The organism is Gemmatimonadota bacterium, assembly GCA_009838845.1.
GTDB lineage: Bacteria > Latescibacterota > UBA2968 > UBA2968 > UBA2968 > VXRD01.
The window spans coordinates 1-26,396 of sequence record VXRD01000125.1; the positions used below are offsets into that span (position 1 = coordinate 1).

At 48.9% G+C, this 26,396-nt stretch carries 25 protein-coding genes; 12 read left to right on the forward strand and 13 right to left on the reverse strand.

The annotated features are described in order from the left end of the window. The 8 genes from F4Y39_17325 to F4Y39_17360 all read left to right on the forward strand — a co-directional run. A partial coding sequence (locus tag F4Y39_17325) for an HlyD family efflux transporter periplasmic adaptor subunit (protein ID MYC15486.1) occupies nucleotides 1–1,171 on the forward strand: 1,171 nt, incomplete at its 5' end. A gap of 2 nt (nucleotides 1,172–1,173) precedes the next feature. Then, on the forward strand, nucleotides 1,174–2,889 hold the full coding sequence (locus tag F4Y39_17330; protein MYC15487.1) for a peptidase domain-containing ABC transporter: 1,716 nt from the start codon (nucleotides 1,174–1,176) through the stop codon (nucleotides 2,887–2,889). After that, nucleotides 2,867–3,385, forward strand: coding sequence for a hypothetical protein (locus tag F4Y39_17335; GenBank protein ID MYC15488.1), 519 nt, complete (start codon nucleotides 2,867–2,869; stop codon nucleotides 3,383–3,385). The genes F4Y39_17330 and F4Y39_17335 overlap by 23 nt, the downstream gene beginning before the upstream one ends. Nucleotides 3,386–3,458: 73 nt before the next feature. Continuing rightward, nucleotides 3,459–4,247, forward strand: coding sequence for a CPBP family intramembrane metalloprotease (locus F4Y39_17340; protein ID MYC15489.1), 789 nt, complete (start codon nucleotides 3,459–3,461; stop codon nucleotides 4,245–4,247). Nucleotides 4,248–4,288: 41 nt separating this feature from the next. Continuing rightward, on the forward strand, nucleotides 4,289–5,254 hold the full coding sequence (locus F4Y39_17345) for a tetratricopeptide repeat protein (protein MYC15490.1): 966 nt from the start codon (nucleotides 4,289–4,291) through the stop codon (nucleotides 5,252–5,254). 2 nt (nucleotides 5,255–5,256) lie between these two features. Further along, a complete protein-coding gene (locus tag F4Y39_17350; protein ID MYC15491.1) occupies nucleotides 5,257–7,218 on the forward strand; it encodes a S8 family serine peptidase in 1,962 nt (653 codons plus the stop codon). 8 nt (nucleotides 7,219–7,226) lie between these two features. After that, a complete protein-coding gene (locus F4Y39_17355) occupies nucleotides 7,227–7,505 on the forward strand; it encodes an acyl carrier protein (protein ID MYC15492.1) in 279 nt (92 codons plus the stop codon). 43 nt (nucleotides 7,506–7,548) lie between these two features. Continuing rightward, nucleotides 7,549–8,568 (forward strand): hypothetical protein, encoded by a 1,020-nt coding sequence (locus tag F4Y39_17360; protein ID MYC15493.1) that lies wholly within the window; start codon nucleotides 7,549–7,551, stop codon nucleotides 8,566–8,568. Between the two features lie 64 nt (nucleotides 8,569–8,632). Here F4Y39_17360 and F4Y39_17365 read toward each other — a convergent pair whose 3' ends face one another. The 4 genes from F4Y39_17365 to F4Y39_17380 all read right to left on the reverse strand — a co-directional run bounded on the left by F4Y39_17365 (nucleotide 8,633) and on the right by F4Y39_17380 (nucleotide 13,425). Further along, nucleotides 8,633–9,523 carry a DUF58 domain-containing protein gene (locus tag F4Y39_17365; protein MYC15494.1) on the reverse strand — a complete coding sequence of 297 codons (891 nt, stop codon included), beginning with the start codon at nucleotides 9,521–9,523 and terminating at the stop codon, nucleotides 8,633–8,635. Nucleotides 9,524–9,525: 2 nt separating this feature from the next. Then, complete coding sequence (gene chrA / locus F4Y39_17370) at nucleotides 9,526–10,695, reverse strand: chromate efflux transporter (GenBank protein ID MYC15495.1); 1,170 nt, start codon at nucleotides 10,693–10,695, stop codon at nucleotides 9,526–9,528. Nucleotides 10,696–10,700: 5 nt separating this feature from the next. Further along, nucleotides 10,701–12,068: an aspartate aminotransferase family protein gene (locus F4Y39_17375; GenBank protein MYC15496.1), complete on the reverse strand. Its 1,368-nt coding sequence runs from the start codon at nucleotides 12,066–12,068 to the stop codon at nucleotides 10,701–10,703. A gap of 73 nt (nucleotides 12,069–12,141) precedes the next feature. Continuing rightward, on the reverse strand, nucleotides 12,142–13,425 hold the full coding sequence (locus F4Y39_17380) for a Gfo/Idh/MocA family oxidoreductase (GenBank protein ID MYC15497.1): 1,284 nt from the start codon (nucleotides 13,423–13,425) through the stop codon (nucleotides 12,142–12,144). 254 nt (nucleotides 13,426–13,679) lie between these two features. On the opposite strand from F4Y39_17380, the gene F4Y39_17385 reads away from it, so the two are divergent. Beyond that, complete coding sequence (locus tag F4Y39_17385; protein ID MYC15498.1) at nucleotides 13,680–13,931, forward strand: UPF0175 family protein; 252 nt, start codon at nucleotides 13,680–13,682, stop codon at nucleotides 13,929–13,931. Between the two features lie 178 nt (nucleotides 13,932–14,109). Here F4Y39_17385 and F4Y39_17390 read toward each other — a convergent pair whose 3' ends face one another. The 4 genes from F4Y39_17390 to F4Y39_17405 are packed head-to-tail and all read right to left on the reverse strand — an operon-like array spanning nucleotide 14,110 to nucleotide 18,113. After that, nucleotides 14,110–14,889, reverse strand: a complete 780-nt coding sequence (locus F4Y39_17390; protein ID MYC15499.1) for a sugar phosphate isomerase/epimerase — start codon at nucleotides 14,887–14,889, stop codon at nucleotides 14,110–14,112. Between the two features lie 13 nt (nucleotides 14,890–14,902). Continuing rightward, entirely contained in the window at nucleotides 14,903–15,769 is an 867-nt protein-coding gene (locus F4Y39_17395; protein MYC15500.1) for a xylose isomerase, read from the reverse strand. 38 nt (nucleotides 15,770–15,807) lie between these two features. Next, entirely contained in the window at nucleotides 15,808–17,265 is a 1,458-nt protein-coding gene (locus F4Y39_17400; protein ID MYC15501.1) for a sulfatase-like hydrolase/transferase, read from the reverse strand. After that, nucleotides 17,262–18,113: a carbon-nitrogen hydrolase family protein gene (locus F4Y39_17405; GenBank protein MYC15502.1), complete on the reverse strand. Its 852-nt coding sequence runs from the start codon at nucleotides 18,111–18,113 to the stop codon at nucleotides 17,262–17,264. Before F4Y39_17405 ends, F4Y39_17400 begins: the two co-directional genes overlap by 4 nt. A gap of 275 nt (nucleotides 18,114–18,388) precedes the next feature. Here F4Y39_17405 and pckA point away from each other — a divergent pair, with 275 nt between their 5' ends. Further along, entirely contained in the window at nucleotides 18,389–19,969 is a 1,581-nt protein-coding gene (gene pckA / locus F4Y39_17410) for a phosphoenolpyruvate carboxykinase (ATP) (protein ID MYC15503.1), read from the forward strand. A gap of 5 nt (nucleotides 19,970–19,974) precedes the next feature. Here the strand turns inward: pckA and larA are convergent, their stop codons facing one another. Together larA and F4Y39_17420 are read right to left on the reverse strand one after the other, a co-directional pair. Then, nucleotides 19,975–21,231, reverse strand: coding sequence for a nickel-dependent lactate racemase (gene larA, locus F4Y39_17415; protein MYC15504.1), 1,257 nt, complete (start codon nucleotides 21,229–21,231; stop codon nucleotides 19,975–19,977). 2 nt (nucleotides 21,232–21,233) lie between these two features. Next, the gene (locus F4Y39_17420) at nucleotides 21,234–22,499 is read right to left on the reverse strand and encodes a hypothetical protein (protein MYC15505.1); all 1,266 of its coding nucleotides are present in this window, start codon (nucleotides 22,497–22,499) and stop codon (nucleotides 21,234–21,236) included. 166 nt (nucleotides 22,500–22,665) lie between these two features. Between F4Y39_17420 and F4Y39_17425 the strand changes: the two genes are divergently transcribed. Continuing rightward, nucleotides 22,666–22,872, forward strand: coding sequence for a hypothetical protein (locus F4Y39_17425; GenBank protein MYC15506.1), 207 nt, complete (start codon nucleotides 22,666–22,668; stop codon nucleotides 22,870–22,872). A 171-nt stretch (nucleotides 22,873–23,043) separates the two neighbouring features. Then, the gene (locus F4Y39_17430; protein ID MYC15507.1) at nucleotides 23,044–23,328 is read left to right on the forward strand and encodes a hypothetical protein; all 285 of its coding nucleotides are present in this window, start codon (nucleotides 23,044–23,046) and stop codon (nucleotides 23,326–23,328) included. Between the two features lie 151 nt (nucleotides 23,329–23,479). On the opposite strand, the gene F4Y39_17435 is transcribed toward F4Y39_17430, so the two are convergent. The 3 genes from F4Y39_17435 to F4Y39_17445 are packed head-to-tail and all read right to left on the reverse strand — an operon-like array spanning nucleotide 23,480 to nucleotide 26,203. Then, entirely contained in the window at nucleotides 23,480–24,598 is a 1,119-nt protein-coding gene (locus F4Y39_17435) for a hypothetical protein (GenBank protein ID MYC15508.1), read from the reverse strand. Nucleotides 24,599–24,604: 6 nt separating this feature from the next. After that, the gene (locus F4Y39_17440; GenBank protein ID MYC15509.1) at nucleotides 24,605–25,057 is read right to left on the reverse strand and encodes a hypothetical protein; all 453 of its coding nucleotides are present in this window, start codon (nucleotides 25,055–25,057) and stop codon (nucleotides 24,605–24,607) included. Nucleotides 25,058–25,069: 12 nt separating this feature from the next. Then, entirely contained in the window at nucleotides 25,070–26,203 is a 1,134-nt protein-coding gene (locus F4Y39_17445; GenBank protein MYC15510.1) for a hypothetical protein, read from the reverse strand. Nucleotides 26,204–26,396 lie beyond the last annotated feature (193 nt).

Consider the following 26,396-nt stretch of genomic DNA (forward strand, 5'->3'; position numbering starts at 1 on the left):
GTTTGTGCGCTATTTCTTGCTCACCATTTTGTGCGTTGTGGGAAGCATGGTCGCGCTGATTGGTCTTTTGGGTTGGCATCTGGGCATGGAAATCACAGTTGATGGACAAGGTCGCTTGCAGCCTACCGCGCGTTATGAAGTGAAAGCACAACGATCAGGCTTGATTCAAACGGTTTATGTGCAACACGGGCAAGAGATTGCACAGGGTGATTTGATGCTGACATTGAATGATACCGATTTACGCACGGAATTGGAGCAACTCGACCATGAACTGACGATGAATCAGAGTCGGCGTGTGGCTCTGGTTGCAGAATTGCAACGCGAGCGTGCTGTTTTGGAGACAGAGATTACACGGGCTGAAGTGGAATATGATACCGCAAGGTTGCAATTGGAACAGGTTCGACAAGAATACCAGATCTACCGCAAATATGCGCCTTATCGCGAAGATGGGAGTGTGCGACCACCTGTTGATACGTTGATTCCCATTCGGGTACACCAGACGCGAGTGCAGCGTGCAAAAGTAGAAATTGAGCGTTCAAAACGACGGTTGGCTGCTCTGGATAATCGCAAGCAGGAACACGAGATGCTAAAACAGACGTATGAAAAATTACAGGTCAGCCATCGCCTTGTCAAAACTCGTATGGAACAGATGAAGATATACGCGCCTGTTTCTGGAACCGTGTTGACGCGCGATTTGGATAAACGCGAGGGAGATCGCATTGAGGCGGGTGAAGCCGTGATTGAACTGGCCGAATTGCACAGTTGGCAAGCAAAGGTGATGATCCAGGAAGTGGATATCCCAAAGGTGAAAGAGGGACATAAGGTGCGGATATATGTGAATGCTTTTCCACACATGGAATACAAGATTTTTGAGGGTATGGTGAAAGATGTGCCGAGAAAACCCGAACCCATCACACCTATGGGCGCCGGTCTCGTACCGGGCAGTATGAGTACTGTTTATCCGGTGAAGATTAGTGTGATAGATCCACATTTATCTGACGGAGAATGTCCACTTGCTTATGGTATGAGTGTGGAAGCCAAGATCGTGACAGAGCGCGGTCCTATCGTTGACTTGCTGTGGAAGAAGTTTTTGAAGACCGTAGGAAAAATTGGGCGGCCTGAGATTTATCGATTGGAAGAATCCCCTGAAACCTTACAGATCAGGAACTGAATGTGCGTCAGATATTCAAAATTATCAAAATGCTCCGACCCTACTGGCGGTTTATCTTTCAGTCATTCCTTGTAGGTATCATGGTTATGTTCTTACAAATTCCAGGACCGTACATCACCAAAGTTTTGATCGATGACGTATATCCACACAAAGACTACACGCTCCTGACTTTCATTCTGATTATAGGTGCTGTGCTTTCGACGGGGGTGGGATTTACAGGATTGTTAAGCACTTATTTTGGTCGTTATGTGGGTGTCAACATGGGACTGGATTTCAAATCTCGATTCTATTCCCATGTGCAATCGCAGGACTTCAGCTTTTTCGACAATCGGCAAACCGGCGAAGTTCTATCTCGATTTAGAGATATGGATAGTTCCATCAACAGCACGATCGGAATGGTGAACAGTCTGATTATGAATACCCTTCAGTTACTCATTTTTCCACCTATTTTGCTCTATATCAATTGGAAATTAGCCTTGATCAGCCTGGCGGTGCTGCCTTTTGATACCGTGTTGATTATGGTTTCCAAAAAGTACCTCAGCAGAGTTTCTAAAGAAGTCACCGAAGCAGCGGCTGAGTCATCCGCTAAGTCCTATGAATCGCTTTCGGGCATTCGCACCGTGCAAGCACTTGGGTTGGAAACCACATTCTATCATAAGCTTAGAGGTATATTTCTTGACGTTGCAAAATTGCGAATTAAGTCAACCCATTTAAGTGGTAGCTTCAGGTTTATAGGCTCGTTGGTGAAAACAGCGGGTACGTTGGCGTATGGTTGGTACGGTTGGACAGAAGTTCTGAATGGCAATCTTTCACTGGGCAGTTACATGGCTTTTTCTGGTTATGTGGGGTATCTCTACGGTCCTATCGGCAATCTCATCGGCCTCGTGGGGCAGGTTGAAATGGCTCTAGTTCGCATCAATAGGTTTTTTGAAGTCTATGACTTGCAACCCGAAATACAGGATCGTCCCGATATGCCCACCTTGCCACAGGTGCGAGGTGAAATCGGTTTTCACAATGTGAGTTTTTCGTATCAAGAGGACCTACCTGTTTTGCGCCACATCAACCTGCACATCCCAGCGCAGACCACCATTGCTCTGGTCGGAAAAAGTGGATCTGGCAAATCAACACTCGCCAAATTAATCCCGAGATTTTATGATCCGCCAGAGGGATACATTTCTATTGATGGTTACGATATTCGGAACTACCGCTTAAAATCTATCCGTCAGCAAGTGGGATTTGCGATGCAGGGCAGCACCTTGTTTCAGGGCAGTATTTTAGACAACTTAACCTTTGGACACGATATCCCAATGCGAGATGTTCAGGATGCGACACAGGCTGCGTACATCCACGACTTTATTGCGTCATTGCCCGAGGGCTATGAAACACTGGTGGGCGAACAAGGAGCGCAGATGTCAGAAGGGCAGAAACAGCGCATTGCCCTATCTCGTGTGCTGTTGATGGACACGCCTATCCTGATATTAGATGAACCTACTGCCGCATTGGATATGGAATCCGAATATCATATCCAGGAGGCATTGAAAACAGTGCGACAAGGTAGGACAACCATCATTATTGCACATCGGCTTTCAACCATTCAAAATGCAGATGAGATTGTGGTATTGGATGAGGGCCAAATTGCAGAGCAGGGGACTCATGAATGGTTAGCCATGCAAGACGGGGTTTATGCCCATTTGTATGAAAAAACAGCAAGTATATGATGTGAACTTAGCCTTCGGGGGCTTCATCTTTTTCACAAGGAGATTTGTTATGCAACTTTGCAAGAAACCTGTACATTCTTATGGCAGGTATAAACAGGCTGTACAATTGTATATGCCAGGATCAAGCTCACCACCGACAGCCTTCGTAGAAGCGTCAGTAGAGGTTGGTGAAACCCTGGTAGATATTGGCAGTGCGGCTCTTGATGCGGTTGATCAGCTTGCTGAAGACTTCTTCACCACTGGGGTTACAGTCCATGAAAATGAGGATGCATCCCTGTCTGTTCGTTATCCAGGCGTAACAAATACGTATAGAGAGTCGCCTGATCCTGCAGTCCCTGATACCGTATATCAGACTACATCTATAGTTAATTTTACGGTCTATGGACACGGGATAGTGATTGAGAAGACAGTCAAAACTCCAGTAATAGAAGTGCCAGAAGATGCACCAGAAACAGATACAGATGACGAAAAGAAAAAATCAACAACGGGGGATTAAGCTATTCGCGTGTAAAAGCTAACACCGTTCAATTCACCAACCCAGCCCCCGAAGGCTAAAGAAAAAATTCAGGATGAACAGCAATAGAAACTTAAAATCCACACCTTGGCCACTTGAAGTTGATATAGGATTTGGTCGAGGTATTGTTCTGACAATCACTGTGTTTTTGGGCAGCCAGCTATTGTACTGGCTCGTTGACCGTACCCAAAAAATAGTTCTATCTTTTTTAAATTACACTCTAAGTAATACCGGTATTGGTAGCGAAATCTATAGCGGTATTTTAGTCATTTTGGGGTTTATTTTTGTTTATATCGTTGTGCAAAGGTTTGGAAGAATTAATATCAGAACCCTATTGTGGCATACGCCACCCTCATTAAAACAAGGTATTAAATGGGCATTTTGGGGTTTTTGCTTATCCTTTTTCTTTTGCTTGCTTCAGTTATATGCGGATGGTTATATAATAAAAGGTTATGGATGTTATCATTATAGCGACAAATCTTTTCTATATGTTTCTATGATAACATTTATTGACATCGCAGTGTCTGGTGTTTTGGCTCCGATAAAGGAAGAAATCTCAGAGAGAGGTATTCTTTATGCGGCTCTGAGAAAAAAAGGAAAGGTAATAGCGTATTTTCTTTCTGTATTTTGGTTCGTCTTTCTCCACGTACCTTCGTATTCAAATTTGTTTTTTAATGGCATTATAGGGCTTACACTGCACCACTTCATTCTTATTATTTTAACGGGAATTATTACAGCGTATATTTATGAGTCCACGGGAAAGCTGATACTGTGTGTTATTTTTCACTGCGCGATTAATGCGACTCTTACCCTGAGTGCCTTCTTGTATTACTTGATCACCTAAATCATTATAGCGTAGATGATAAATGCTCTTTGCTGAGGTGCATGCTCTGGCATTCTTGGTATGCGACATCAATGTCGAAAAAAAATAAAATGCAAAAAATAAAATCCTTCTTTTTATGGGTGGGCATTGTGCTTGCGGTTGTTATTGGGAGCACACTTATTTGGCCGTATTTGAATTATGCCAATTCTGAATACTGGCACAATAGAGGTAGAGCTTTTTATGAGAAAAAAAACTATGAAAAAGCTCTAAAAGCGTTTGAGCATGCGATATCTTTGGATCCTGAAGATACCTCTGCCTATCAGTGGAAGGCGGCGGTTTTTCTTAAACTGGAATCTTATAATCAAGCCATTGACGCCTACGATCAAATCCTTGCATATAGCCCTGATAATCCCAAAATAGTGCTTCTTAAAGGGCAGACTTATGCCAGGGCGAAACAATTTGAAGTGGCACTCGAAATATTTGATCAGGCGATTAGCACGGGAATCGATAGGCCAGTGAAGATTCAGAATGGCACATTTTCTTTTCAGTATTTACTATTGATCCAGAAATCAATAGCACTGATGGAGTTGGAGCGGTATGAAGAGGTACTTAGCGTACTTGAAGCCGCAATCAAAAAGTCGCCTCAAGATGCTAATTTGCGGCATAGCAAAGGTGCGGCATTACTGATGCTGGAACGGTTTGAAGATGCTATCAAATGTTTTGACTATGCCCTTCAGATAGATCCGGATTCTACTAAAGCTGCTTTGGCCTGGAATAACAAAGGGTGTGCATTGTTTGGATTAAAGAAATACGATGATGCTCTCAAAGCGTTTGATCAAGCACTTCTGCTCGACGCTGATTATGACTCGGCATGGTATAGTCGTGCCCGTGTCTATGTCTCTTTGGGCAATCGAGATTCTGCTGTTTCTTCCTTGCAAAGAGCTATTGCATTGAATCCTGATCATAAACAAAATATGCGGTCAGATGAAGCATTTCAATCCCTGAAAGGTCTGGAAGTTTTTAAATAGAAATGCCAAGTCCAAATTCTTCAAGTATTATAGAGAACAGGATGTGTGATAAGCAGGTTGTGAAAGTGGCTATTATCGACAGTGGTATTGATATATCACATCCGAGCATTGGGATGATTGCAGGTGGCGTAAATATCTCGATTAATAAAGATGGTCATTTTATTTATTCTGGAAAAGTCACCGACTGTGCAGGGCATGGTACGGCGTGTGCCGGGATTATCCGGAAGAAGGCCCCTGATGCAGCACTTTATAGCGTGCGGATTTTTGATGCGTCTTTGATAGCAGATGGACGGCCGTTGATTATGGCGATTCAGTGGTGTATTGACAATGAGATGGGTGTGGTGAATTTAAGTCTGGGCACGACGGATGTGATGTTTAAGGAGGCTCTTCAGAAAGTATGTCGCAAAGCGGTTGATGCTGGTGTGATTCTCATAGCTGCTGAGAGCAATGACGGAAGTGAGAGTTATCCTGCGGTATTTCCCGAAGTGATTGGTGTCACAGGTGGTGCGATTGCGGATTTAAGCACTCCACAACAGGCCTATAAGCCAGACGGATTCTACTACCGCAAAGATCATCGCATCGAATGTGTGACGCGAGGGGATGAACAGCGCGTGTGCTGGTTAAACGGCAAACATATTATGACCGGAGGAAACAGCTTTGCGGCACCACATATCACGGGCATTATCGCACGCCTGTTGGAACAGCATCCAAAGTGTTCTATTCAAGATATTCGGTTATTACTACAAGAAAAAGCATTAAACGAAATATCTCAAGGTCAAAATAAGTCCAAATCTGGTCTTCAGTCACACCAAAAAGATTTTCAAGAGGACTATGCCTATATCAAGAAAGCCGTGTTGTATCCGTATAACAAAGAGATGCACAGTCTGGTGCGCTATCGCGATTTGCTCGCGTTTGAGATTGTCGGCGTTGCCGATCCCATTGGCAAGGAGATGGTGGGCAAGGATGCGGGCAAGGTAATTGGTGAATCTGTTGCAAATCTTCGGATCAGCCCGAATATTCGGCACACAATGGCAGATGCAGATACCCTCATTCTCGGCTATGTGGATCAACTATCTCGCATCCGCAAGCGCGATTTGCTCAGAGAATATGTGCAATTGGCTCTTGATGAGGAATGTCATGTGTTCAGTTTTCAGGCACTTGATCCAACCGTTTACGGCGATCTGTATGATACAGCGGACAAAAAGGGACTGCGCCTTGCCTATCCCCATGTTTTAGGAGAAGAAATCACTCAGGCGATTCAAAATTTCAATGTGCTCCCGCCTGTGGATGTGCCAGTGCTTTCTGTGATGGGCACGAGTTCTCAACAGGGCAAGTTCACGTTGCAACTCGCGCTCAGGCGCAGGCTCATCCAACAGGGCTATAAAGTCGGGCAGATCGGCACTGAACACCATTCTCGGTTATTCGGCATGGATGCTGCTTTCCCAATGGGCTATGCTTCGCCGCTCAAATTGTCATTTCAACATTACATACCGTATCTGGATTACAAAATGCGCGAGATTTGCCAGCGCACACAGCCCGATATTATCCTGACAGGCTCTCAGTCGGGGACCATTCCCTATCATGTCCAGGAGCACAGCACACATTGCTTGTCTTCACTGGCGTTTTTACTGGGGGTAAAACCCGATGCCTGCATTCTGGTGGTCAACAGCATTGATGCCGAAGAGTACATACGCGATACAATTGATGGGATACGTGCTGTGTGTAAAGCGCCGACTATCTTGCTGGCGATGGGAGACCACGAGAAGCACATCCGGACAGCTTATGGGCGTAGTATGGTCACGCCAAAAAAGATGGCACAATCTCAAATTGATCGTCACCTCAAAAAACTACAAGATTCGTTTTGTGTGCCTGCGATTGGGATTCTTTCAGAGACGGGTCAACAGTGTCTTGTGGAAACTGTGATTCAATATTTTTCAAAGAATGATACATCAACTATCGCATAGGAGGGGTTATGTCTATTGAACATCGGGTCAAACAGGTGATCATTCGCACGTTGTCTCTGGAAGTTGATGCAGACGAAATTGACGATGAAGATGAACTTTTTGGAGGTGGCCTGGGGATTAATTCAATGGCGACGATTGAGATTATTGTGGGTTTGGAAGAGGAGTTTGGCATTGAGGTGCCAGATGAAGATTTGCGCGTGGAACTGTTTGATAGCGTGCAAACCATGGCCGACTATATTCGCGCAGTGTTACAGAAAGTACCTGAGGTCGCCGGACAGATAGAATAGATTTTTCGCTCTTACTTAGATGATACAGATTTTGAGATAGCTCATGAAAAAATCGCTTCCCATACAGGTATCCCCACCCATCCACGGCTATCCCCGCCATGGCTATCGGCTTTCGATTATGTCGCTTCAGGATGATTATATTCCCTGGTTCTTCTGCAATTACATACAGCTATTCGCCGTTGACCTGTTACAGGAGAGCAAACATAACATCCGATTCAACTTCTATTTTCAGGGTCCGTACTCCCCGCCATGGCTGTCTATCTACACCGTTCCGAGGCGATTAATCGCCAAAGTCTATCATCAGATTGTGCCGTTTATTCGCGATCAAATTGATGAGGGCTTTTATGTCCAGTTGATGGCTGATGAGTATTTCCTGCCGCATACGCCATTTTATGAGAAGATACATCATCCACATGCTATTATGGTATTTGGATACGATGACGATACAGAAACACTTGAGACTCTGGGATTCAATAGCGCGCGGGACTATTCTGTTTCCAGGGTTGGATATTCAGATTTTGAAGCGGCGTTTCGCTGGATTGATCCCGAGAAACGCAGATCGTACCTGGTAACTCTTTTTGAGTATAATGAGGACGGTGTCTATGAGTTTGATATTGACGCTGTCATTGACCAGTTGCGAGCCTATGTCCATTCTGAGAATCCATCTATCCACTACCGGACGTTGCGTAAGCCAGTTGAAGGCGTCTTTGGGATGGCGACGTATAAGCTCTTGCGAGATTATTTTACGCATTTGTTTGTTCATCCCCGGTTGTGGGATCGACGGCATTTGTTCACGCTTTGGGAGCACAAGCGTTGTATGCTGAACAGGCTTGCTTATCTGGAAGAGCGCGGGTATTTGCGTCGGTCAGACCAGTTTCATCAGGCGTACAAGGAGGTTGAACAGAAGGCGCATCAGATTCATCTGATGATGCTTAAATTGCGAGCGTTGGTGGAGGTCAAGAGAGCGTGGGATATGGATCGTATTTTGAAGATTATCACCTTGTTAGATGATATTTCTCAAAGGGAAGAGCGCATTCTGAAGGATGTTTTGAAGGCGCTTTGAAACGCGTACACGATAGCACATAAAATCCCCTATTGCGCGTTATTGCGATGGGGGATTGGTTTTTTTACATCAATTTTTTGCGTTTGGCGAGGTAGTTGAAGAGGGCGGTGTCAAAGGGTTCTGAGGTTTCGAGGAGGACGTAGTCGATCATGGCTTCGCGGCATTCGCGGCGGTAGCGGTTGATGAGGGTTTCCATGTGGTCGCGGTACTCGGGTGCGAGGTGCCAGGGTTCTGTAGAGATTTGCGTGCCGGATTCGAGATCGACGAAGCGCATTTCGCGGTTGAAGTCGAGGTCGCGCTCTCGGGGGTCCAGGATGTGGAAGACGATGACTTCGTGGTTGCGATGGCGAAAGTGTTTGAGGCCGTTGAGCAGGCGGTCTGGGTCGTCGAAGAGGTCGGAGATGACGATGACGAGGCCGCGACGCACAATGCGTTCTGCCAGTTCGTGAAAGGTGGCGGCGAGGTCGGTGTCGGTGCCTTCGGGGCTGGTGTTTTGAAGTGTGGTGAGGAGGGTGTGCAAATGACTGGTGACTGACCGGGGCTGCAAATACGTGCGAATGCGGTCATCAAAGGCGATTAATCCGACGGCGTCGCGCTGGCGCAACATGAGGTGGGATAGGGCGGCTGCGGTGTAAGATGCGTATTGGTATTTGGTGATGGCGTCCGAGCCATAAGCCATTGAGGCACTGGCGTCTATGAGAAGATGGGATTTGAGGTTGGTTTCTTCTTCGTATTGTTTGACGTAGAGGCGGTCGGTTTTGCCAAGTACTTTCCAGTCCAGGTCGCGCAGTGAGTCCCCCGGCATGTATTGCCGGTATTCGGAGAATTCGACGGAGAATCCGTGATAGGGGCTTTGATGCAGGCCGGTGATAAATCCTTCGACGACCAGGCGGGCGATCAGGTCCAGGCGCGCGAGCCGGGAGACGACTTCTGGTTTGAGGTATTCCTGGTTCATCCCTAAAAGCCCGCGGCGAGGAGTATCCAACCCGCAACGGCTCCGCCAACGACCAGCCATACTGCGCCGATTCCGCGCCACAATATCAGAATGGATGCGATGCCTGCGATTGCCATTTTGGGTATTGAATCAAGGGTTAGATAGCCCAGTTCTATTGTTACAGCGGCCATCAATCCCACGGCACAGACGTTTACGGCGTCGAGAAAAGACGCCACCCATTCAGATTCTCGCAGCCGGGGCAAGAGGGGATTCAGGGCGGCGACAAATACAAAGGAGGGTAGGAAGATTGCGCCAGCAGCGACGAGTGCGCCGGATAATTTGCCGCCGGTGACGAGATAGCCGATGAAGGCTGCGGTCGATAATACGGGTCCGGGCGTGAACTGGCCGATGGCAATGGCTTCCAGCAATTGTTCCTGCGTTAGCCAGGCATACCCCTGTACAAGTTCTTCTTCGAGGAATGCAATGAGTAAGTATCCGCTGCCGTAGAGGATTGCGCCAATTTTTAGAAAGAACAGGCCCAGTGCCCAGAGGGTTGGTCCTGCTGCGGATACGGCGCCCTGGCTTGCGAGCATGGTCAATCCCGTGCCTGCTATTGGCGCGATTGCAGCTGCGTGCCCGCGGTCTCTCGGTCGCGTCATTCTCAGCCAGAACATTCCGACGATTCCGCCGCCGATCAGTGCGAGGACGCCGTTAAATGGCGTGAGGGCTACGAGCATTACAGCCAGGCCCAGAAAACTCAGTCGCCAGCCTTTTACGGCTTTTTGCCCCAGTCGCCACAACGCACCCAGGATGACTGCGAGTACCGCAGGTTTGATGCCGTAGAGCAAGTCGGCGACCTCTGGGATGGCGCCATAAGTCATGTAAGCCCAGGCGAGGATTGTTGTCAATGTAACGGCGGGAAATATAAAACACAGGCCAGCCAGCAATAGGCCGGGCCAACCGCCGCGCAAGAATCCCAGGTGTATCGCCATTTCAGTCGAGTTTGGTCCGGGGATAATGCTGGTTACGCCGACGAGGTCTAAGAATCGCTCGCGCGATAGCCAGGCGCGTTTTTCAACTACTTCGTCTTCCATCAGGGCGATGTGCGCTGCGGGTCCACCAAAACCTATTACGCCGAGTTTGAAGAATAATGCCGCTACTTCGCGCAGTCGTCCTCGTTTTTCGTTTTCCATATATTTTACCTCTGTATATCATCCACAACTTCAGCGAGTACCTGTAAGCCATCTTCGAGCGCGTCTTGTTCAATGGTCAATGGGGGAGAGATTTTTACGGTTTGTCCCCACGCGCCCACAGGGGCAAAGAATAGCAGTCCTTTGTGAAAACATCGCAGTACAATTTCGTGCGCCAGGTCCGGGTCGGGTTCTTTTTGTCCGGCTTTTACCATTTGTACACCGCCTACGAGTCCTTTGCAGGTTACGTGCCCGACCACGTCGGGATGTGCGGTTTGGATTTTTTTGATTCCTGCCATCAATACTGGTTCGAGGCGCGCTGCATTGCCGGTTAAGTCGTCATTTACGATTTTTTTCAGGCTGGCGAGTGCCGCTGCACAACAGACGGGGTTGCCCGTGTGGGTGCTTGTCATTGATCCGGGGGGGTATAAGTCCATGACTTCGGATCTGCCGATTACGCCCGATAGAGGAAGTGAACTGCTTACGCCTTTGCCAAAGCAGATGAGGTCGGGCGTTACGCCATAGTGCTCAAATCCCCACATTTTGCCGGTGCGACCAAATCCCGCCTGTATTTCGTCAAAAATTAAGAGAGCATTGTGTGCTTTGCACCATTCAGATAGTGCCTGTACGTACGCTACGGGCGCGAAATCAGGTCCCACGCCCTGATATGTTTCGAGCATGACACCGCATACATCGTCTGCATTTAGTCCTTTGTCTTTGAGTGTAGAGCAGAAGAAGTCGAAATCTACATTTTCTGTCCAATACCCGTCGGGAAAGGGGACCTGTACGATGGCGGGGTCTTCGTTGCCGATCCAGTCTTTTTGTCCGGGCATGCCGCCGACTTGCTGGGCACCCATTGTACGTCCGTGAAATCCGCGTTCAAATCCCACAAAGCCGATTTTCTTTTTTCCTCCGGTTGTAATGCCGTATGTTCGCGCGAGTTTCAGGGCGTTTTCCGTGCTTTCAGATCCGGTTGTTAGTAGAAATGCTTTGTCTAACCCTTCTGGTGCCAGATCCGCCAGAAATTCGACGAGTTGCGCCCGTTCTTCGCTCGGGAATACGTAGTTGTGCAGTAGCCCGGTGCCTACTTGATCTACGATTGCACGCCGCACTTCGGGCATGCCGTGTCCGGCATTGGTGACGAGTACGCCGGAGCTCCAGTCGAGCCACATGTTGCCGTATTTGTCATAGACCTGACAATCTTCTGCGCGGTCCCATACAATGGGCGGTTGTCCGCGCATGGAGATGGGTTCTACCCGGTGCAGGGTTTCCAAAGTTGCTACCGAGTCTGGGTGGGGCACAGGGGTCACGATGCGGCGATATTTTGTATCGATTTTTGGTACGTTGACAGGGGTGATGTCAAATTCTTTTCCCATTGGATCAGGATGTCCCGGATTAAAGGATTTACAGGATACCACCCTTCCACCACTCCACTTCACACTTCACACTTCACACTGGCCTATCGTATATTTTTTCAAATACTGCGTCGGGTCCGTCAGATGCGCGGTTGGGATCTACGATGACGATGCCGTCTGCGCCGAATTGCGCTGTGACTGTGGCGCCTTTGCCTTCGCGCATGTATTCAAAATTGCGGTCACGGACAATGCGCGCGGCATCTACGATCGCCGTGGTGATTCGGCCGTCTTCAGCGGTGGGATAGATTGCTTTTACGTCTGATAGGGTTTCGCCCAGGAATTCGACGCGGCATATTGCGACGAGTGCTACGATGATGCTGTCTGTGCCATATCCCACATAGACTTCTGTGCCGTCGGGGCGTTTGACGTTGCGCGTGAAGTGGTTGTTTGAACTCTGGCTACCGCCGTCTGCGTACCAGAATCGAAATCCGCGATATTGCTGGTCGGATTCCACTTTGCCGTCGGTGCCGACTATTTCGTGTCCCTGATTGACAGGTCCTTCAAAATCGTCGGGGGTGATCCAGTTGTTGTGGAAGTAAATGCTCATGCCATTGTCGAAATCTACGCGTACCTGGACGGCGTCATAAGCGTCAATTCCGTCGCGTATGAGGCGTTTTTTTTGCCCTACGGCTGTGAGGGATACGGGTTTGCTGCGGTAGTAGTTGTAAAATAGATCGACCCAATGGGGTCCCACATAGGAGAAGGGGTCGCTTTCTTCTGCCCACTTAAATGTGGTGGTGGATACTTCGAGGGGTTCTTCCAGCATGGCGAGCCCGTAAATGGGGTCGCCGATGCGATTGGCGATGTCGTGCTCGATGCGCATGTGATCCGGGTCGTAGCGTTTGTGCATATCTACCGCGCATACCAGTCCTTTTTCATTGGCGAGTTCGATCATTTCATCGGCTTCATGCACCGATAAACACATTGGTTTTTCGGTGATGACATGGGTGCCGTTGTTCAGTGCTGCGAGGACTACGGGTGTGTGCAGGTTGTCGGGTGTGGCGACGGCCATTACATCGAGGTCCGGAAAGTCGCGCAAGACATCTTCCCAGGGGGTTTCGCCCCAATAGGGTGCGGGCGCGCGTCCGGTCCATTGCTCAAAGTTGGCTTTTGCGCGCTGGGCGGAGGCTTCGCTGCGCGTGGCTACTGCAACGAGATCAAATTCGATGTCTGCAAGGTCGCGCGCCCAGGCGTCGAGTCCGACTCGCCCCATCAGGCCGCTGATGCCGTTGCGTTGCAGATCCGCAAAGGCTCGGGCGTGGACATCGCCGCCAAACATCCCGGCGCCAATCAATGCTATTGTTACTTTTTTTGCCATTTATTACTCCATTCGGGATCAGGTGTACACCATTCTACAGGATTTACGGGTCGCTAATTTACAAAGAGATTGATAAAATTCAATAGAAAGATGTACAACGGCAATAGCAGTTTACAAAAATGCAAGGTTGTGATACGGGTTTGAGATTTGTGTAATATTGAGTATCTTTAAGAATTATCAAGAAGAGCATTCTGGTTAAAATTTATTGAATGATACCCTCACCTCTGATCATAATGAAACCAAAGGAATAAAAAATGCAGATGATTCAGATTGAAGTGCCAGAAGAGATCTTTCTGTCCTTAAAAGAGACACCTGAAGAATTTACCCAGGAGGTCCGCATGGCCGCCGCGGCCAAGCTCTATGAAATGGGTAAGATGTCTTCCGGGCATGCGGCTGAATTCGCTGGCATGTCGCGCATCCAGTTTCTTCAAAATATGGGTCACTACAGCGTGTCCGTATTTGATATGACCTCTGAAGAATTAGAACAGGACCTCCAAGATGCCTGAGGTCGTGATCAGCAATACATCGCCGATCTTTTACCTCCATCGACTTCGTCTTCTCGATCTGCTTCAAGAGCTTTGGAGGACTCTAATTTTGAGTAAAGCTGGAGAATAGCGAATCTAAAGGATTATAACATATTGTTTCTTTGAAGGCTACGAGGTTATCAGTAGCCTTTTTTGTTTTTTAAATATGCACACGCAAGAACGATAGGTCGGCTTTCGCCGCTGCCCAGAGGTCGTCCATGTTTTCGCCGGGTTCGCGCGTTCCTTTGGAAAATTCGACGGTGATGGAGCCGGTGAATTTGTATTCAGCCATCAGGTCCAGTGCCGTTTGAGCGCGTTCGGGATGGTCATTAAGCAACTGGACATTGGTGTTTTCATCGCGCAATTGTGTGTGAGCGTGCGTGACTTTGGGTCCGAAGAGGTCGAACCATTGCTTCAGGACATCCATTTCGGGGATGAAGCAGTGTACGATGATTTCCCAGCCTTCGATGTCCAGGTCGTCGAAGAATGCCCTGGCGTCATCGGGATCTTCTACAATTGTGCCCGGGTGGCATTCGCAGAGCAATGTACAGGTTTGTGGGACTTGTTCGCGCCAGGCGCGCAGGTTGTTCAAATAGGTTTCGCGCAAGGCAGGGTCTTTTCCTGCGTTGAATTTCACACCGGTTGAGCCGAATAGGCCGATCATTTCTGCTGCGTTTTGTCGCGCATCGGCAGCGTTGTCGTCAAAGTCGCAATACGTGTTGTAGATTGTTGCGGGAAAATTAGAGGATAGCAATTTTTCGCGTTCGGCGTCTGAACACAGTGTGGCGTGATATTCCCAGAGTTCCATTCCGTCAAATCCGGCTTTCAGAAAGCGGTCAGTCCAATCGCTTACTTCGTAGGTCGGTGTTTTGGGATCGCCCCAGCGGTTGAGGTCCAGGAGTATGGAGCCGATCAAGATTTGTCCATTGCGATTTGACATATTATTTCTCCATTTATTTGTTCCAATTTCTCATCAGCTTGCGCCAGACTTTTATTATCTCGTTCTTTTCCCGGATGGCATCCTCCCAGATGTCGGGAAAACAGGCGAGCGCGTATCCAGAGCCTTGTGGTCCCAGTTCGGGTACGATATGGAGTATTTTGCCCGATTTCGCGCCCTGTAACCACGCTTCGAGGGCGGGTTCCAGGTAATTTGTCAACCAGATTTTAAAATCGCGATCCAATCGCCCTTTGCCATTTGTTACCGGGGTCTGACAATGGCTGCCGGTGAAGGGGCGAAAGTGGATGAGTTCGTGCATTTGTAAGAGGTCGGTGCGTTCCGATAGCCGTTCCCAGTATTCGTGCGGGCGGAGTTGTTTGATGATTGCCGGGTGCGAGTGGTCGAAGTTCATTCGCAGTTTCTTTTTGTATTTTTTGCGGTACGCATCGGCGAGTGCAAAGGCTTTTTCCGGTGTTTCTGTGCATGTGTCGCGATGGATCTCAATTGCGGGTTTGACTTTGTGCTTTTTTCCGGCTTTGACGACTGCGCGCGCGACTTTTACCGCAGCTTTTGTTTTTGTGTCGTGGTCGCACAATTGTACGTTGATGTGAACCACGCCTATGTCGGCAAATGCTTTCATTTTTTCGTCGGCTTCTTTTTTGCTGCCCACATCTACCCCACCGACCATTTCCAATCCCTGTTTGTGCAGTTCTGCGGCTAATTCAGCGTCGGCTCCAGACGACATGCCGTGAAATCCCGCTTCTTTCACTTTTCGCACTTTGGTCTGAATAGTCCAGGGGTTTCTTGCAGATGGGTAATCTCTCAATGACCAGTCTGCTGCCATGATTTTAATTTTTGGTTTTTGAACTGGTTTTTTCGCCATATAACACCTCCGCGACAATGAATACAAATTCTGGTTTTTTACATGGGTCCAATGCGTTCTGGTCCCCTGTCCATTGCGAGCATTGACGCATCAAAGCTGCGTTGCATTAAGTCGAGTTTTACATCTGCATGATCGGGATTGTCCCACAGATTGTCAAATTCGTCTGGATCCTCCTGCAAGTCGTAAAGTTCGCCCAGGCCATGCCCGTGATAGACCACGAGTTTGTACCGACGGTTGCGATACATTGTGGCAAATGTTCCGTCGGCTTGATCGAGTGCATCGTAATATTCACAGCGCACGAAATCGCGGTGTTCGTCGGGGGGTTGATCACCGCTGAGCAGGGGCAATAGAGGATGCGGTTGCATTCGCTCGGGTACTTCTATACCAGCCAGTTCCAATAAGAGAGGGGCTATGTCGCGCAATTCGACGAGTGCATCGCTTTTTTGTTCCGATTTTACGTGGCCCGGCCATGAGAAAATGAGCGGTACGCGCACCAGTCCTTCGTAAAAACGGCATCCCTTTTGAATCAGTCCATGGTCTCCGAGAGTTTCGCCGTGGTCGCTGGTGAAGATAATCAATGTGTTGTCGCGCTGTCCAGTTTCTTCCAATGCGGCTATTATGCGCCCGAGTTGATCGTCGATTAGTTTGATCATGGCGTAATAGGCGGCGATCAGGGTTTTTGCATCGCGTTTTCCGGCTGATTCAGATTCGTGCAATCCGCGCGTCGGTGTTCTGGGGATTACAGGGCTTCTGATATCCAGTTCATCGGGATGCCGCCCTTTGGACTGGAAGTCGATGGCTTGTAGTTTTTCCTGTTGCGCGAGATCGCTTTCTCGGAATAGCGGGCCGTTTACCTGTTCGGAATCGAACATTTCGCGGTACGTTTTGGGTGGGTTAAATGGCGGATGGGGGTCGTAGATGTTCACAGAGGCCAACCAGGGGCCATCGCGCTGTTCGCTCAAAAATTCGATGGTTTTTTCCACACACCATGTGGTCTGGTGCAGTTCTGCGGGTACGCCATCGGGACTTTTGATGAGTTCGCCCAAGATTTCGCCTTTTGAACGCACCCAGTCGGCATAATCGTGTCCGGTTTCCCAGTCGTCCCGGGGCGCGTGGCTGTATTGCCAGTAGCGGTATCCGTCATCTGTTCTTTTTTCAATGCGCCCATGCGCGCTCGATAAGTGCAATTTGCCGATTAGTCCGCAGTCGTATCCATTATCTGCGAGTATTTTGGTGACCAGGGGGGGCGCGTCTGGAAAATGCGAGTTGCCATTGCCGTTTACGTGTACGGCGCTGGCGTATTGCCCGGTCAAAAAACTCGTCCGACTGGGTGTGCAAATCGGACTCTGGCAATAGGCATGGGTAAATGCAAATCCTTCGGCGATTAGTCGGTCGATATTGGGGGTATCCACATGGGGATTGCCCAATGCGCCAATGGTGTCATATCGCTGCTGGTCTGTGCAGATCCACAAGATGTTTGGTTTTGTTCCTTTCATATATGCTCCTTTTTGCAATCTACTAATTTTACGCCTTTTTTCATCCATTCGCGCAGGCGCGTTGTGTCATTCACGGCTCGCAATGCGATGTTGCGCGATGCCTGATGGAGGTCTAATTTGCGGATTATGATTTCGTCGGTGAATATGCCAGCTTCGGTTATGACGTTGCCATTTGGGTGGATGATTTTTGATTCGCCGTGGGAAGATCCCGCGCGGTTGATGTCCAGGGGGTCGGCAGGGGCGTTTGCCATGACGACGTAGATGTCATTTTCGGTTGCGCGGCTGATGGGCATGGCGCGGTAGGCCGACAATTTGTGCTCTGAGGTGACAGAGCTTTCACAACTTGAGAAGAAGCAGATTTTTGCACCGGCTGCGGCGGGCAATCTCACGAGTTCGGGATATCGAATGTCGTGACAGATTAAAAAACAACAGGGTATGCCGCACAAGTGATAAATAGGCAGGTGTTGCGCGGGTTCACACCATTTTTCACCCGCCAGATGTATTTTGCCATAGCGTCCCTTTACGGTGCCATCGCGATCTATGACGAGCAGGCTGTTGTAGCGTTGTCCGTTTTCGAGATGTGTTGAGCCTACGATTGCGGCAATGCCTTTTTCACGGCATACCTTTATAATTTGTTGTTCGGCTCTTTCAATGCGCGTTTGATCCAGGCTTGACCAGAAGTCGGGGCAGTTGGTATAGCCGTATAAAATACCTTCGTGAAATGCAGCTATATCCACTTTTTCACGCGCACAGGTGTTTAGACGGTCGATAATCTCACATGTGTTTTTTTCGATGTTCTCATCGGCATGCATTTGACATGCGGCAACGCGCAACCATTTTTGGGACATGTTTTCCTCCGATCGATGGTCAGGCGCAGAATATAATCACTATTTTTTAAAAATGAAGGAATTTTTGGTTGTGGAGTAATATTTGGTTTGGGTTGTTCTGTGTGATATATTGTGAGAGGCGAGACGTTAAACGCCAGACGTTAAAGGCACTTGTCATCGCGGCATGGTGTTGAGCCGCGATCCAGGAGGTTTTGCTGACTACTGGGGACTGGTTGGGGCATCATCCTGCTCATCCTTTAATCCTGCTCATCCTGATCCCGAAAGGAGTTCATTGTATGACCGGAATAAATCTGGAACGCTACAATATTACCAGGCCGCTTATTTTGCGCAATGCTTCGCCAGCGGTGCTTTACGAAGAGGCGCTGACCCACGAGACTGGATCGACTATTACGAGTACTGGGGCACTTATTGTGCGTTCGGGAGAAAAGACCGGGCGCAGTCCAGAGGATAAACGCATTGTGAATCATCCCGATAGTGTGGACGATATCTGGTGGGGTGAGGTCAATATTAAACTCGATGAGCGCACGTTTCTGATTAATAGAGAGCGGGCTATCGATTATCTCAATGTTTGCGATCGCATTTATGTGGTTGATGGTTATGCGGGCTGGGATCCCAAATATCGCATTAAGGTGCGGGTTGTTTGCGCCCGTGCCTACCATGCCCTGTTTATGCACAATATGCTTATGCGTCCCTCGCGTACAGAGCTTGAAAATTTTGGCGAGCCGGATTATGTCATTTTTAATGCTGGCAGATTTCCCGCGAATCGATATACGGCTGAAATGACTTCGACTACGAGTGTAGATGTGAGTTTTGAGTTGCGGGAAATGGTTATTTTGGGGACGGAATATGCGGGTGAGATGAAGAAAGGTGTTTTCACGGTTCTGAACTATATTTTGCCCAAGCAGGATATTTTGTCGATGCACTGTTCGGCCAATGTGGGTGTAGCGGGTGATACGGCGCTCTTTTTTGGTCTGTCTGGTACGGGAAAGACCACGCTTTCAGCCGAGCCTCAGCGTCGTTTGATCGGCGATGATGAACACGGGTGGAGTGATCGCGGCATTTTCAATTTTGAGGGTGGTTGTTACGCCAAGTGCATTGGCCTTTCGCAAGCGCGCGAGCCAGAGATTTACAATGCGATCCGTTTTGGGACGGTGCTCGAAAATGTCGTTTTTGACGAGCATACGCGCGTGATTAGTTACGACGATGATTCTATTACGGAAAATACGCGCGCGGCATATCCCATCGAGTATATTCCCAATGCACAAATCCCCTGTGTGGGTGGACATCCCAAAAATGTGATTTTTTTGACTTGCGATGCGTTTGGTGTTTTGCCTCCGGTGAGCAAGCTCACGCCTGCACAGGCGATGTACCATTTTATCAGTGGTTATACGGCTAAGGTCGCGGGTACAGAGATGGGTGTTACCGAACCACAGGCTTCTTTTTCGGCCTGTTTTGGCGCGCCTTTTCTCGTGTGGCATCCGGGGAAATATGCCGAGCAACTGGCAGAAAAAATCCAGCAACACAATTCGGATGTGTGGCTGGTCAATACGGGCTGGTCGGGCGGTGGTTACGGGGTTGGCAAGCGCATTACACTGACCAATACCCGATCAATTATTCGAGCGATACACAATGGTGCTTTGACAGATGTGGCGTGCGAGACAGATCCGCGCTTTGGTTTCGAGGTTCCAAAGACCTGTCCAGATGTTACAGGTAGTATTTTGTCGCCGCGTGCGACGTGGTCTAATCCGTCTGAATACGATGCGAAGGCTACGAATCTGGCGCGGTTGTTTAAGGAGAATTTCAAGCAGTTTGAAGATGGGGTCAGCGATGAGATTCTGAAGGCGGGTCCTGTTTGAGGAGATTACAAGTAGGGAATGACCAGTGGTCCATCGGGCAAGACGGCTACGCGATTATCCCGGGATTCCAGGTGCTCGTGTATCGCTTTGTTGAGGTCGGGTATGACCTGTAGTTTGCAGGCGCGGACCTCGTCCTTATTCATTTCGGTATAGACTTTTACGTTTACGCGGTTTAAGATGCCCGATAGAATTTGCGCCTGCCACTGGTCGAGGATCGGTTCGCGCGCATAGACCGATTCTATCACGTCTGCAGGGGTATGGCCTTCGCGCATCAATGCCGCAAAATTGCCGTGGTCGGGTACGCCATCGCTGCACGCACTGGCTACGAGGATTGTTCCGCCATCGGTTACAATACGCGCTGCGGCTGAGATGCCTTTTACGGTTTGATACAGATTTTGATCCAGGGGAAAGCCACTGTTGGATGTGACGACCAGCGGGAAGGAGGTTTCGACAGGTACCATTGCCGAGGCTTTTACATCGGTGCACCCCTTTGCATGGGCTTGGGAGAGATCGCCCGCGTAATATCCCGAGATTTTCTTTTCTGCATTGAGTGTCACGTTGAGCAAAAAATCCGGAGGACATAGCGCGACGCATTCGCGAATTTTCCGGTGTAGTGGGTTTTCGTGGAGTACGCCCCAGGTGCTGTTTGGGTCGGCGATGAGTTCGGCGCGATGTAGTCGGAAAATGGTTTCAATGCTCGCCACACCGGGCGCGACGGCTTTTGGTCCGCCTGAGAAGCCCGCAAAGAAGTGAGGTTCGATAAATCCGAGGGCGATGCGCACATCTACGTTGAGGTATTCTTTGTTCAAAAATACGGTTGTTCCATCCGCAGTTTTGCCCACCTGTTCGTTTTGCGTTTCGCTAAATGCATCGTGGTTGACGATGCGTACGCGGCGAACCAGTTCTTCGCCAAACATTTCGACAATTTCGCGCTTTGTGTTTGGCCTGTGCGTGCCCGTGCCGATTAATACGGTTACCTGATCGGGGGATACGGGCAGTTCTTCGAGTAGCCATGGGATCAGTTGTTTGTTGGGCACGGGACGGGTGCCGTCGGATGTTGCGATTACGACGCGGTCTGAAGGCTTGACTATTTCTCTGAGCGGTTTTGTCCCGAGAGGGTGGCGCACGGCTTTGTGAAATAGCCGTTTGGGGTCTTCCAGTGCTGGTTCAAATGAGGGGCGGATTACATCCCAGTGCGCGAGTTTGGGGTCTGTTTGGACAGATACGGCTCCTCGACCATAAGGTATGTCGATTTGTTTCATTTTTAGCCCCGTACCAAAGTGTCTGCTGTTTGCAAGATGATTTCTTCTTCGCCCTGATATGGCGCAGGTTCCCCGTAATACGGATAGGCATTGGGTTCGTAACCGCCTTCTTCGTATTGCCGCTCTGTACACAAATATCCCACTTCGTCATTGGCATAGCCCACGGGCCACAGGTCCCCGCTGATGTTCCGCAGTCTTTTTTCCATTGCATGCCCAATTTCCTGCACGGGTTCGCCCGGTATGGTAATGAGTGCTATTGGTCCTATCTGCATCAGTTGCATTTCGGTGGGTTTTTCAGATGGGACAGTGCCTGACGCCACCATGTCCAGGACCTTTCTTGCCCAGGGGCCTGTCAATAGTTGTCCGCGTTCGCTTTCGTCTGTTGCCATTTTTTTTAGTTCGTCTTCGGGCATCAGGTCGCCGAATGGAATGGCGATGTCGGTGCGGCGAGCAGATATGCCTTGTGCACTCCTGGTATTCAGTCCTGTAGCTATGCGGCAGACCTCATCGCCGAGTTCGTGACCACACGCGTCCAATTGTTCTCTGGTGGCGGATGCAAATCCCCCGGTTTCGCTCAGGATGGCGGGGCGGATGTTGCCGAAGCATCCGGGTAAGAAGAGTGCTTTGCTACCGAGGGTTTGTTCAATTCGGCTGCGAGCTATGCCGGGGTAATCGGGCGAGATGATGCCGTTGGAACCGCTCAATGTGGTCGGGTGACATGCGTAGTGGAATAATGTGGCGAGGGGGGTGCCGTTTTCTCCTGTTACGTGTAAAACCCGTACGCGGCGATCGACGATTCCGCCGTAGTTCAAGGTCATGCTCGAGGCTCCGGGGAGCGGACGGCGGTTGATGTTGAAATGCGCGGATCCGCATCCCAGGCCAAGGGTTACGGGCTGGAGATTTGCGGCTGCTTCGGCTATGCACGCGGCGGTGGTTTCGACTATGCGATCCATATATTCGGGGTCGGGAGTCCCGCCCAAACACGGCAATGTGGCGAGGGCGCAGTGCGTGTGGCTACACGCTACCATTACGCTGTCCCCCGGAATGATATTTGCCACTTTCGCCCGGATTCGGTCAGTGGTGGCTTTTGTTATGCCGATGACGTCGAGTGTGGCAATGGCTATTTGTGCGTCTCCGTCGGCAAAGACTACTGCCCGTACTTCCAGAGGGTAGAGTACGGAATGCGATGGGTTGGTGTTCCAATGCCCCTGAAGCACTGGGCCGGGTTCTGGCGTGATGTCTCCGCTTGCAACGCCGCTTCGGATCATGGTATGTCTCCTGAATTTGTGCGTTTGAAATTTTATTTTTCAAATGTATCTCAGAATCGCCTTTCGCGCAATCTTCTTACCACGCCATTGACTTTTGTAGTATAACACAGTAATTTTGAAATATCAATCTATGTACTGTTTGAAATACGTACCAGTGGAGAGGACAATGGAAACGATGCTTGATGTGGCAGGATTGCCTGAAGATCGAATACAATATCTCAAAAATCTCGTTGCGATTTGGAAAGCGCGAGGTGAGAATAGTGGTGGACTACAGCCCATTATCAAGCGGAAAGTAGCGCCGTCGGAATTTATCGTGAAGGATTCGGATGTTGTTGGCGGTGAAGTGACCCGAGCAATGGCGTATGATGAATGATTTTGGTGATCTCTCATACCTTGATTCCATCTCTTGCAACCAAAATCTACCAAATGACACCCCTGAAGAGATTATCTCTCCAGGGGCGATTTTCTTGCTGGTCTGTCTATTTTGGGTGGGTTGGTGCATGATCGGGAGATGATTGCTGACCTTATTTCAAAGGAGGGGTTGATGGATCTCATCCGCGAATCATCTTTGGCCCAGTACCTGATTGAGCAAGAGATTGAGGAAAACAAAGAACAATGGCTCAAGCAGGGCATTGAGCAAGGTGAAAGAAAAAGTACGCTTGCAGGCCTCCTCGAAGTGTTGGGGATTCGCTTTGGTCTGCAGGAAGCAGACCCTCTATTTGGCCGCATTGCCGATATTGACGACTTGCAACGCCTCAAGCAGTTGCTCCGTGCGGCAATTCAGGCCACCAGTCTCGAAGCATTTGAACACATGTTAGATGATGTGTGACGCACTTTCCGAGATCATGAAGCGAAATCAAGAAATCAATCTTACGAATCAATCAACCCTGTCAACCAGGTTGTCATTGCGGCATGGGTCTAAGCCGCGATCCAGTGGTTTTGGTTGTCACTATTGACGTTATGCCTCTTATAGGACAGGATCAGGATGCAGCGATCAGCATGTCAGCATTTTGCCGGAAGGATAGGGCCACGCTGTCAATATGCGGCTTGTTCTTGTAGTAGAACAAATCATCGTGGGTGAGTCCTGTGACGTTCAGAGCCAAATTCAACATATGGGGTTGAAGGTGTTTGTTTAGATATATTCCAATTCCGGCTCCAGCTATCGTACCGGCTATGCCACCGATCAGGTTGCCAACTCCCGGTACGGCTGTGCCTGCGGCAGCCCCACCAAAACCACCGGCAGTTGATAGGACAGTTGAGACGCCAAAACGAGACATTAAAGTTAGGGTTTGCACGACCTGTATCTTGTTTTTGGTGGTACGATCAGCAGTACTGAATTCCTTCTCAGTTTTGAGGACGTTGTATATCAACTTAGCACCCACAAAAATTGCGCCCGCGTAAGGGACTATCTCTCCGACACTGTCGGGCAGGTCAAAGCCTTGATTGGCACTGAGGATTTCAAGACCATCCATTGTTCCTTCTACCAGTTCGTATTCAGTGCCCCTATCGGTTATTTGATTTATCGTATTCTGCGCGCTACCGTAAATTTTATCGTAAATTTCGGTGCTGATGGCGTAATGTATGTTGGGATATTCAGCCATTAGCTGTTGGACTTCACCAGCACGGCCTGCTAAACCAGTTTTGACTTGAAACAGTATCTCTTGTCCTTCAGGAGAAGTTGCAGGGATGTCCCAGATAGGCTGGGTGGGATCTTGGGGCATTCTTATGTTGGTGTACCCTCGTGCTTCGAGCTTTTCTGCGAAGTCGAGTTCGGCATATTTGCCTTTGAGATTGTTTAAGAATCCACTGGGAGCATTTCCGCCGCGCTGTAGCATCTCTTGCCAGTGTTCGTGAAGTGAACCTTCGTAAGTCCCGAAGGCCATTTCGTGGGCTTGAGCCAGTTTGTCATCTATGCTGGAGGTTTTCAACCCATCTTCGATTTTTTGCACCAGCGTATCATTAGATCCAATGTTGGTTATTCGGTTTATCGTATCCTGTGCGCTATCGCGAATTCTATTATAAATTTCGGTACTAACGACGTAGTGTATGTTAGGATTTTCGGCTATTAGCTGTTGAACTTCTCCAGCGCGGTCTGCCAATCCGGTTTAGACTTGGAACAGTGTCTCCGCTCCTTCCGAAGAGATAGCACTAATGCCCCCTGGCTGGGTGGAATCTGTGGCGATTTCTACGTTGGTGAACCCTCGTGCTTCGAGATCTTCCGCAAAGTTGAGTTCGGCATATTTGTCTTTCAGTGCGCTGATGAATCCGGTCATGGACTCGCTGCCGCCTTCTGCCATCTCCTGCCAGTGTTCGTAAAGTGAGCCCTCGTAGTTCCCGAAGGCCATTTCGTGAGCTTGGGCCAGTTTATCATCTACATTGATGGTATCAAAAATGCCCCACATTGCGAACGAGACCCCTGCTGCCGCTTCTGCCGCATAAAGCTCTCGATCCATACTCCTCAGATCGGTGATCGTATCCTGAAAGGATTTACGCTGGTCAGATTCCGAACTGGGGAGTTTCTGTAGTTCTGGTAATAGGTTCAGAGACTTCATGGCCATGTTATCTATCTCCTAAGCGAGCACCGCGACGATTAGCGCGGTTATTGCGATGATAGCACTGCCAGCAGCTATGGCGGTAAGTCTGTTTCGGGTCTGACGTGCCTCTTGGCGTAGATTCTCCACTTGCTCAGACAGGGCCTTTTGAGTGATTTGTTCATGGGTTTCGTTTAGCTGTTTTTGAGCAGTATCCAGGGCTGATTCATACTGTTGAGCTTGCTCAGATAGAGCCTTTTGCATGGTGTCGCTGAGTATTTGCTGCAAGTTGTCGTGCTCAGCGATGTGCTGGGTTAGCAGTTCATTCTGACGAATGACTCGTGGAATTAGCTCCTGGTTGATTCGGTCCTGTTCCTCCCAAAAGCGGACTTTTTCTACAATACTCGGCCTTTCCGTATTTCCATCTTGACTATCTGTTTCCTCATCTAATATGGTTTGCTCAAGTCCGACTAATCCTATTTTCACGTTGTCTGGACCTCCAAAAAAGCCCCAACACCACCCGTGTTCATTGACCTCTCCGAGATCGACATCCACGTCTGCGGCCTCAAGTTTCTGGACGGTGTTATATAAGTTGTCCACTTCAAAGTCTATTCTGTCGAAGCCCTCAGACTCAAACCATCCGGTCGATAAGAGTACTATGATTATATTCCCTGCTTGTAAACCAACATAGTCCTCATTGTCCTCATAGGAGAAGCCTTCTATTTCTTTTAACCCCAGGACCTGGGTATAGAATTGTATCGAGTCTTCTACATCGTCCGTTTTCAGGACGAATCGATAAATCCGAATTTCTGTTTCCTCGCCGCCAGACGTATCAAGTAGGTCTGCTGTTGCCAATCCTATTGTCACATTCTCAGGACCCTCAAAATGGGCTACCCGCGTCCCGTCATCATAGTTTTTGAGTCTGACATCTACATCCGCATCCTCAAGTTTCTGAACGATGTTGTCTAAGTTTTCCACTGTAAAGGATATGTGATCTAATCCTTCATCCACGTCCGCGTCCTTTAGGAATAATAAAAGGCCACTTATATCTTTCCCCTGCAAAGCCACTATGTCAGATTCACGCTCTATTTCCTTCAGTCCCAGGGTCTGGGCGTAGAAGTTGGCCGAGTCTTCTAAATTGTCCGTTACTAAATGGATTCCTCTCAAATGCACTTTTGTTCCTCCATCTTATAAATGAAATACTTGACACTTTTCAACCACGTCCCATAATAGCTACTGAACTGTGTGAACACAATTAAAAATCAAGTTTAGAATGACTCTCTTCAACTGGAGTTCTGTGATGGCATTGACAACTAATTATGTCGCTTATGATTTGGGTGTGTCAGTAATGTAGGGTTCGTAGGGT

What these genes read in the sequence shown, in the direction of transcription:
- F4Y39_17335 (MYC15488.1), top strand. Translation starts at nt 2,867, where the DNA reads ATGAAAAAACAGCAAGTATATGATGTGAACTTAGCCTTCGGGGGCTTC.
- F4Y39_17340 (MYC15489.1), top strand. Translation starts at nt 3,459, where the DNA reads ATGAACAGCAATAGAAACTTAAAATCCACACCTTGGCCACTTGAAGTT.
- F4Y39_17345 (MYC15490.1), top strand. Translation starts at nt 4,289, where the DNA reads ATGCTCTGGCATTCTTGGTATGCGACATCAATGTCGAAAAAAAATAAA.
- F4Y39_17350 (MYC15491.1), top strand. Translation starts at nt 5,257, where the DNA reads ATGCCAAGTCCAAATTCTTCAAGTATTATAGAGAACAGGATGTGTGAT.
- F4Y39_17355 (MYC15492.1), top strand. Translation starts at nt 7,227, where the DNA reads ATGTCTATTGAACATCGGGTCAAACAGGTGATCATTCGCACGTTGTCT.
- F4Y39_17360 (MYC15493.1), top strand. Translation starts at nt 7,549, where the DNA reads ATGAAAAAATCGCTTCCCATACAGGTATCCCCACCCATCCACGGCTAT.
- F4Y39_17365 (MYC15494.1), bottom strand. Translation starts at nt 9,523, where the DNA reads ATGAACCAGGAATACCTCAAACCAGAAGTCGTCTCCCGGCTCGCGCGC.
- chrA (MYC15495.1), bottom strand. Translation starts at nt 10,695, where the DNA reads ATGGAAAACGAAAAACGAGGACGACTGCGCGAAGTAGCGGCATTATTC.
- F4Y39_17375 (MYC15496.1), bottom strand. Translation starts at nt 12,068, where the DNA reads ATGGGAAAAGAATTTGACATCACCCCTGTCAACGTACCAAAAATCGAT.
- F4Y39_17380 (MYC15497.1), bottom strand. Translation starts at nt 13,425, where the DNA reads ATGGCAAAAAAAGTAACAATAGCATTGATTGGCGCCGGGATGTTTGGC.
- F4Y39_17385 (MYC15498.1), top strand. Translation starts at nt 13,680, where the DNA reads ATGCAGATGATTCAGATTGAAGTGCCAGAAGAGATCTTTCTGTCCTTA.
- F4Y39_17390 (MYC15499.1), bottom strand. Translation starts at nt 14,889, where the DNA reads ATGTCAAATCGCAATGGACAAATCTTGATCGGCTCCATACTCCTGGAC.
- F4Y39_17395 (MYC15500.1), bottom strand. Translation starts at nt 15,769, where the DNA reads ATGGCGAAAAAACCAGTTCAAAAACCAAAAATTAAAATCATGGCAGCA.
- F4Y39_17400 (MYC15501.1), bottom strand. Translation starts at nt 17,265, where the DNA reads ATGAAAGGAACAAAACCAAACATCTTGTGGATCTGCACAGACCAGCAG.
- F4Y39_17405 (MYC15502.1), bottom strand. Translation starts at nt 18,113, where the DNA reads ATGTCCCAAAAATGGTTGCGCGTTGCCGCATGTCAAATGCATGCCGAT.
- pckA (MYC15503.1), top strand. Translation starts at nt 18,389, where the DNA reads ATGACCGGAATAAATCTGGAACGCTACAATATTACCAGGCCGCTTATT.
- larA (MYC15504.1), bottom strand. Translation starts at nt 21,231, where the DNA reads ATGAAACAAATCGACATACCTTATGGTCGAGGAGCCGTATCTGTCCAA.
- F4Y39_17420 (MYC15505.1), bottom strand. Translation starts at nt 22,499, where the DNA reads ATGATCCGAAGCGGCGTTGCAAGCGGAGACATCACGCCAGAACCCGGC.
- F4Y39_17425 (MYC15506.1), top strand. Translation starts at nt 22,666, where the DNA reads ATGGAAACGATGCTTGATGTGGCAGGATTGCCTGAAGATCGAATACAA.
- F4Y39_17430 (MYC15507.1), top strand. Translation starts at nt 23,044, where the DNA reads ATGGATCTCATCCGCGAATCATCTTTGGCCCAGTACCTGATTGAGCAA.
- F4Y39_17440 (MYC15509.1), bottom strand. Translation starts at nt 25,057, where the DNA reads ATGGCCATGAAGTCTCTGAACCTATTACCAGAACTACAGAAACTCCCC.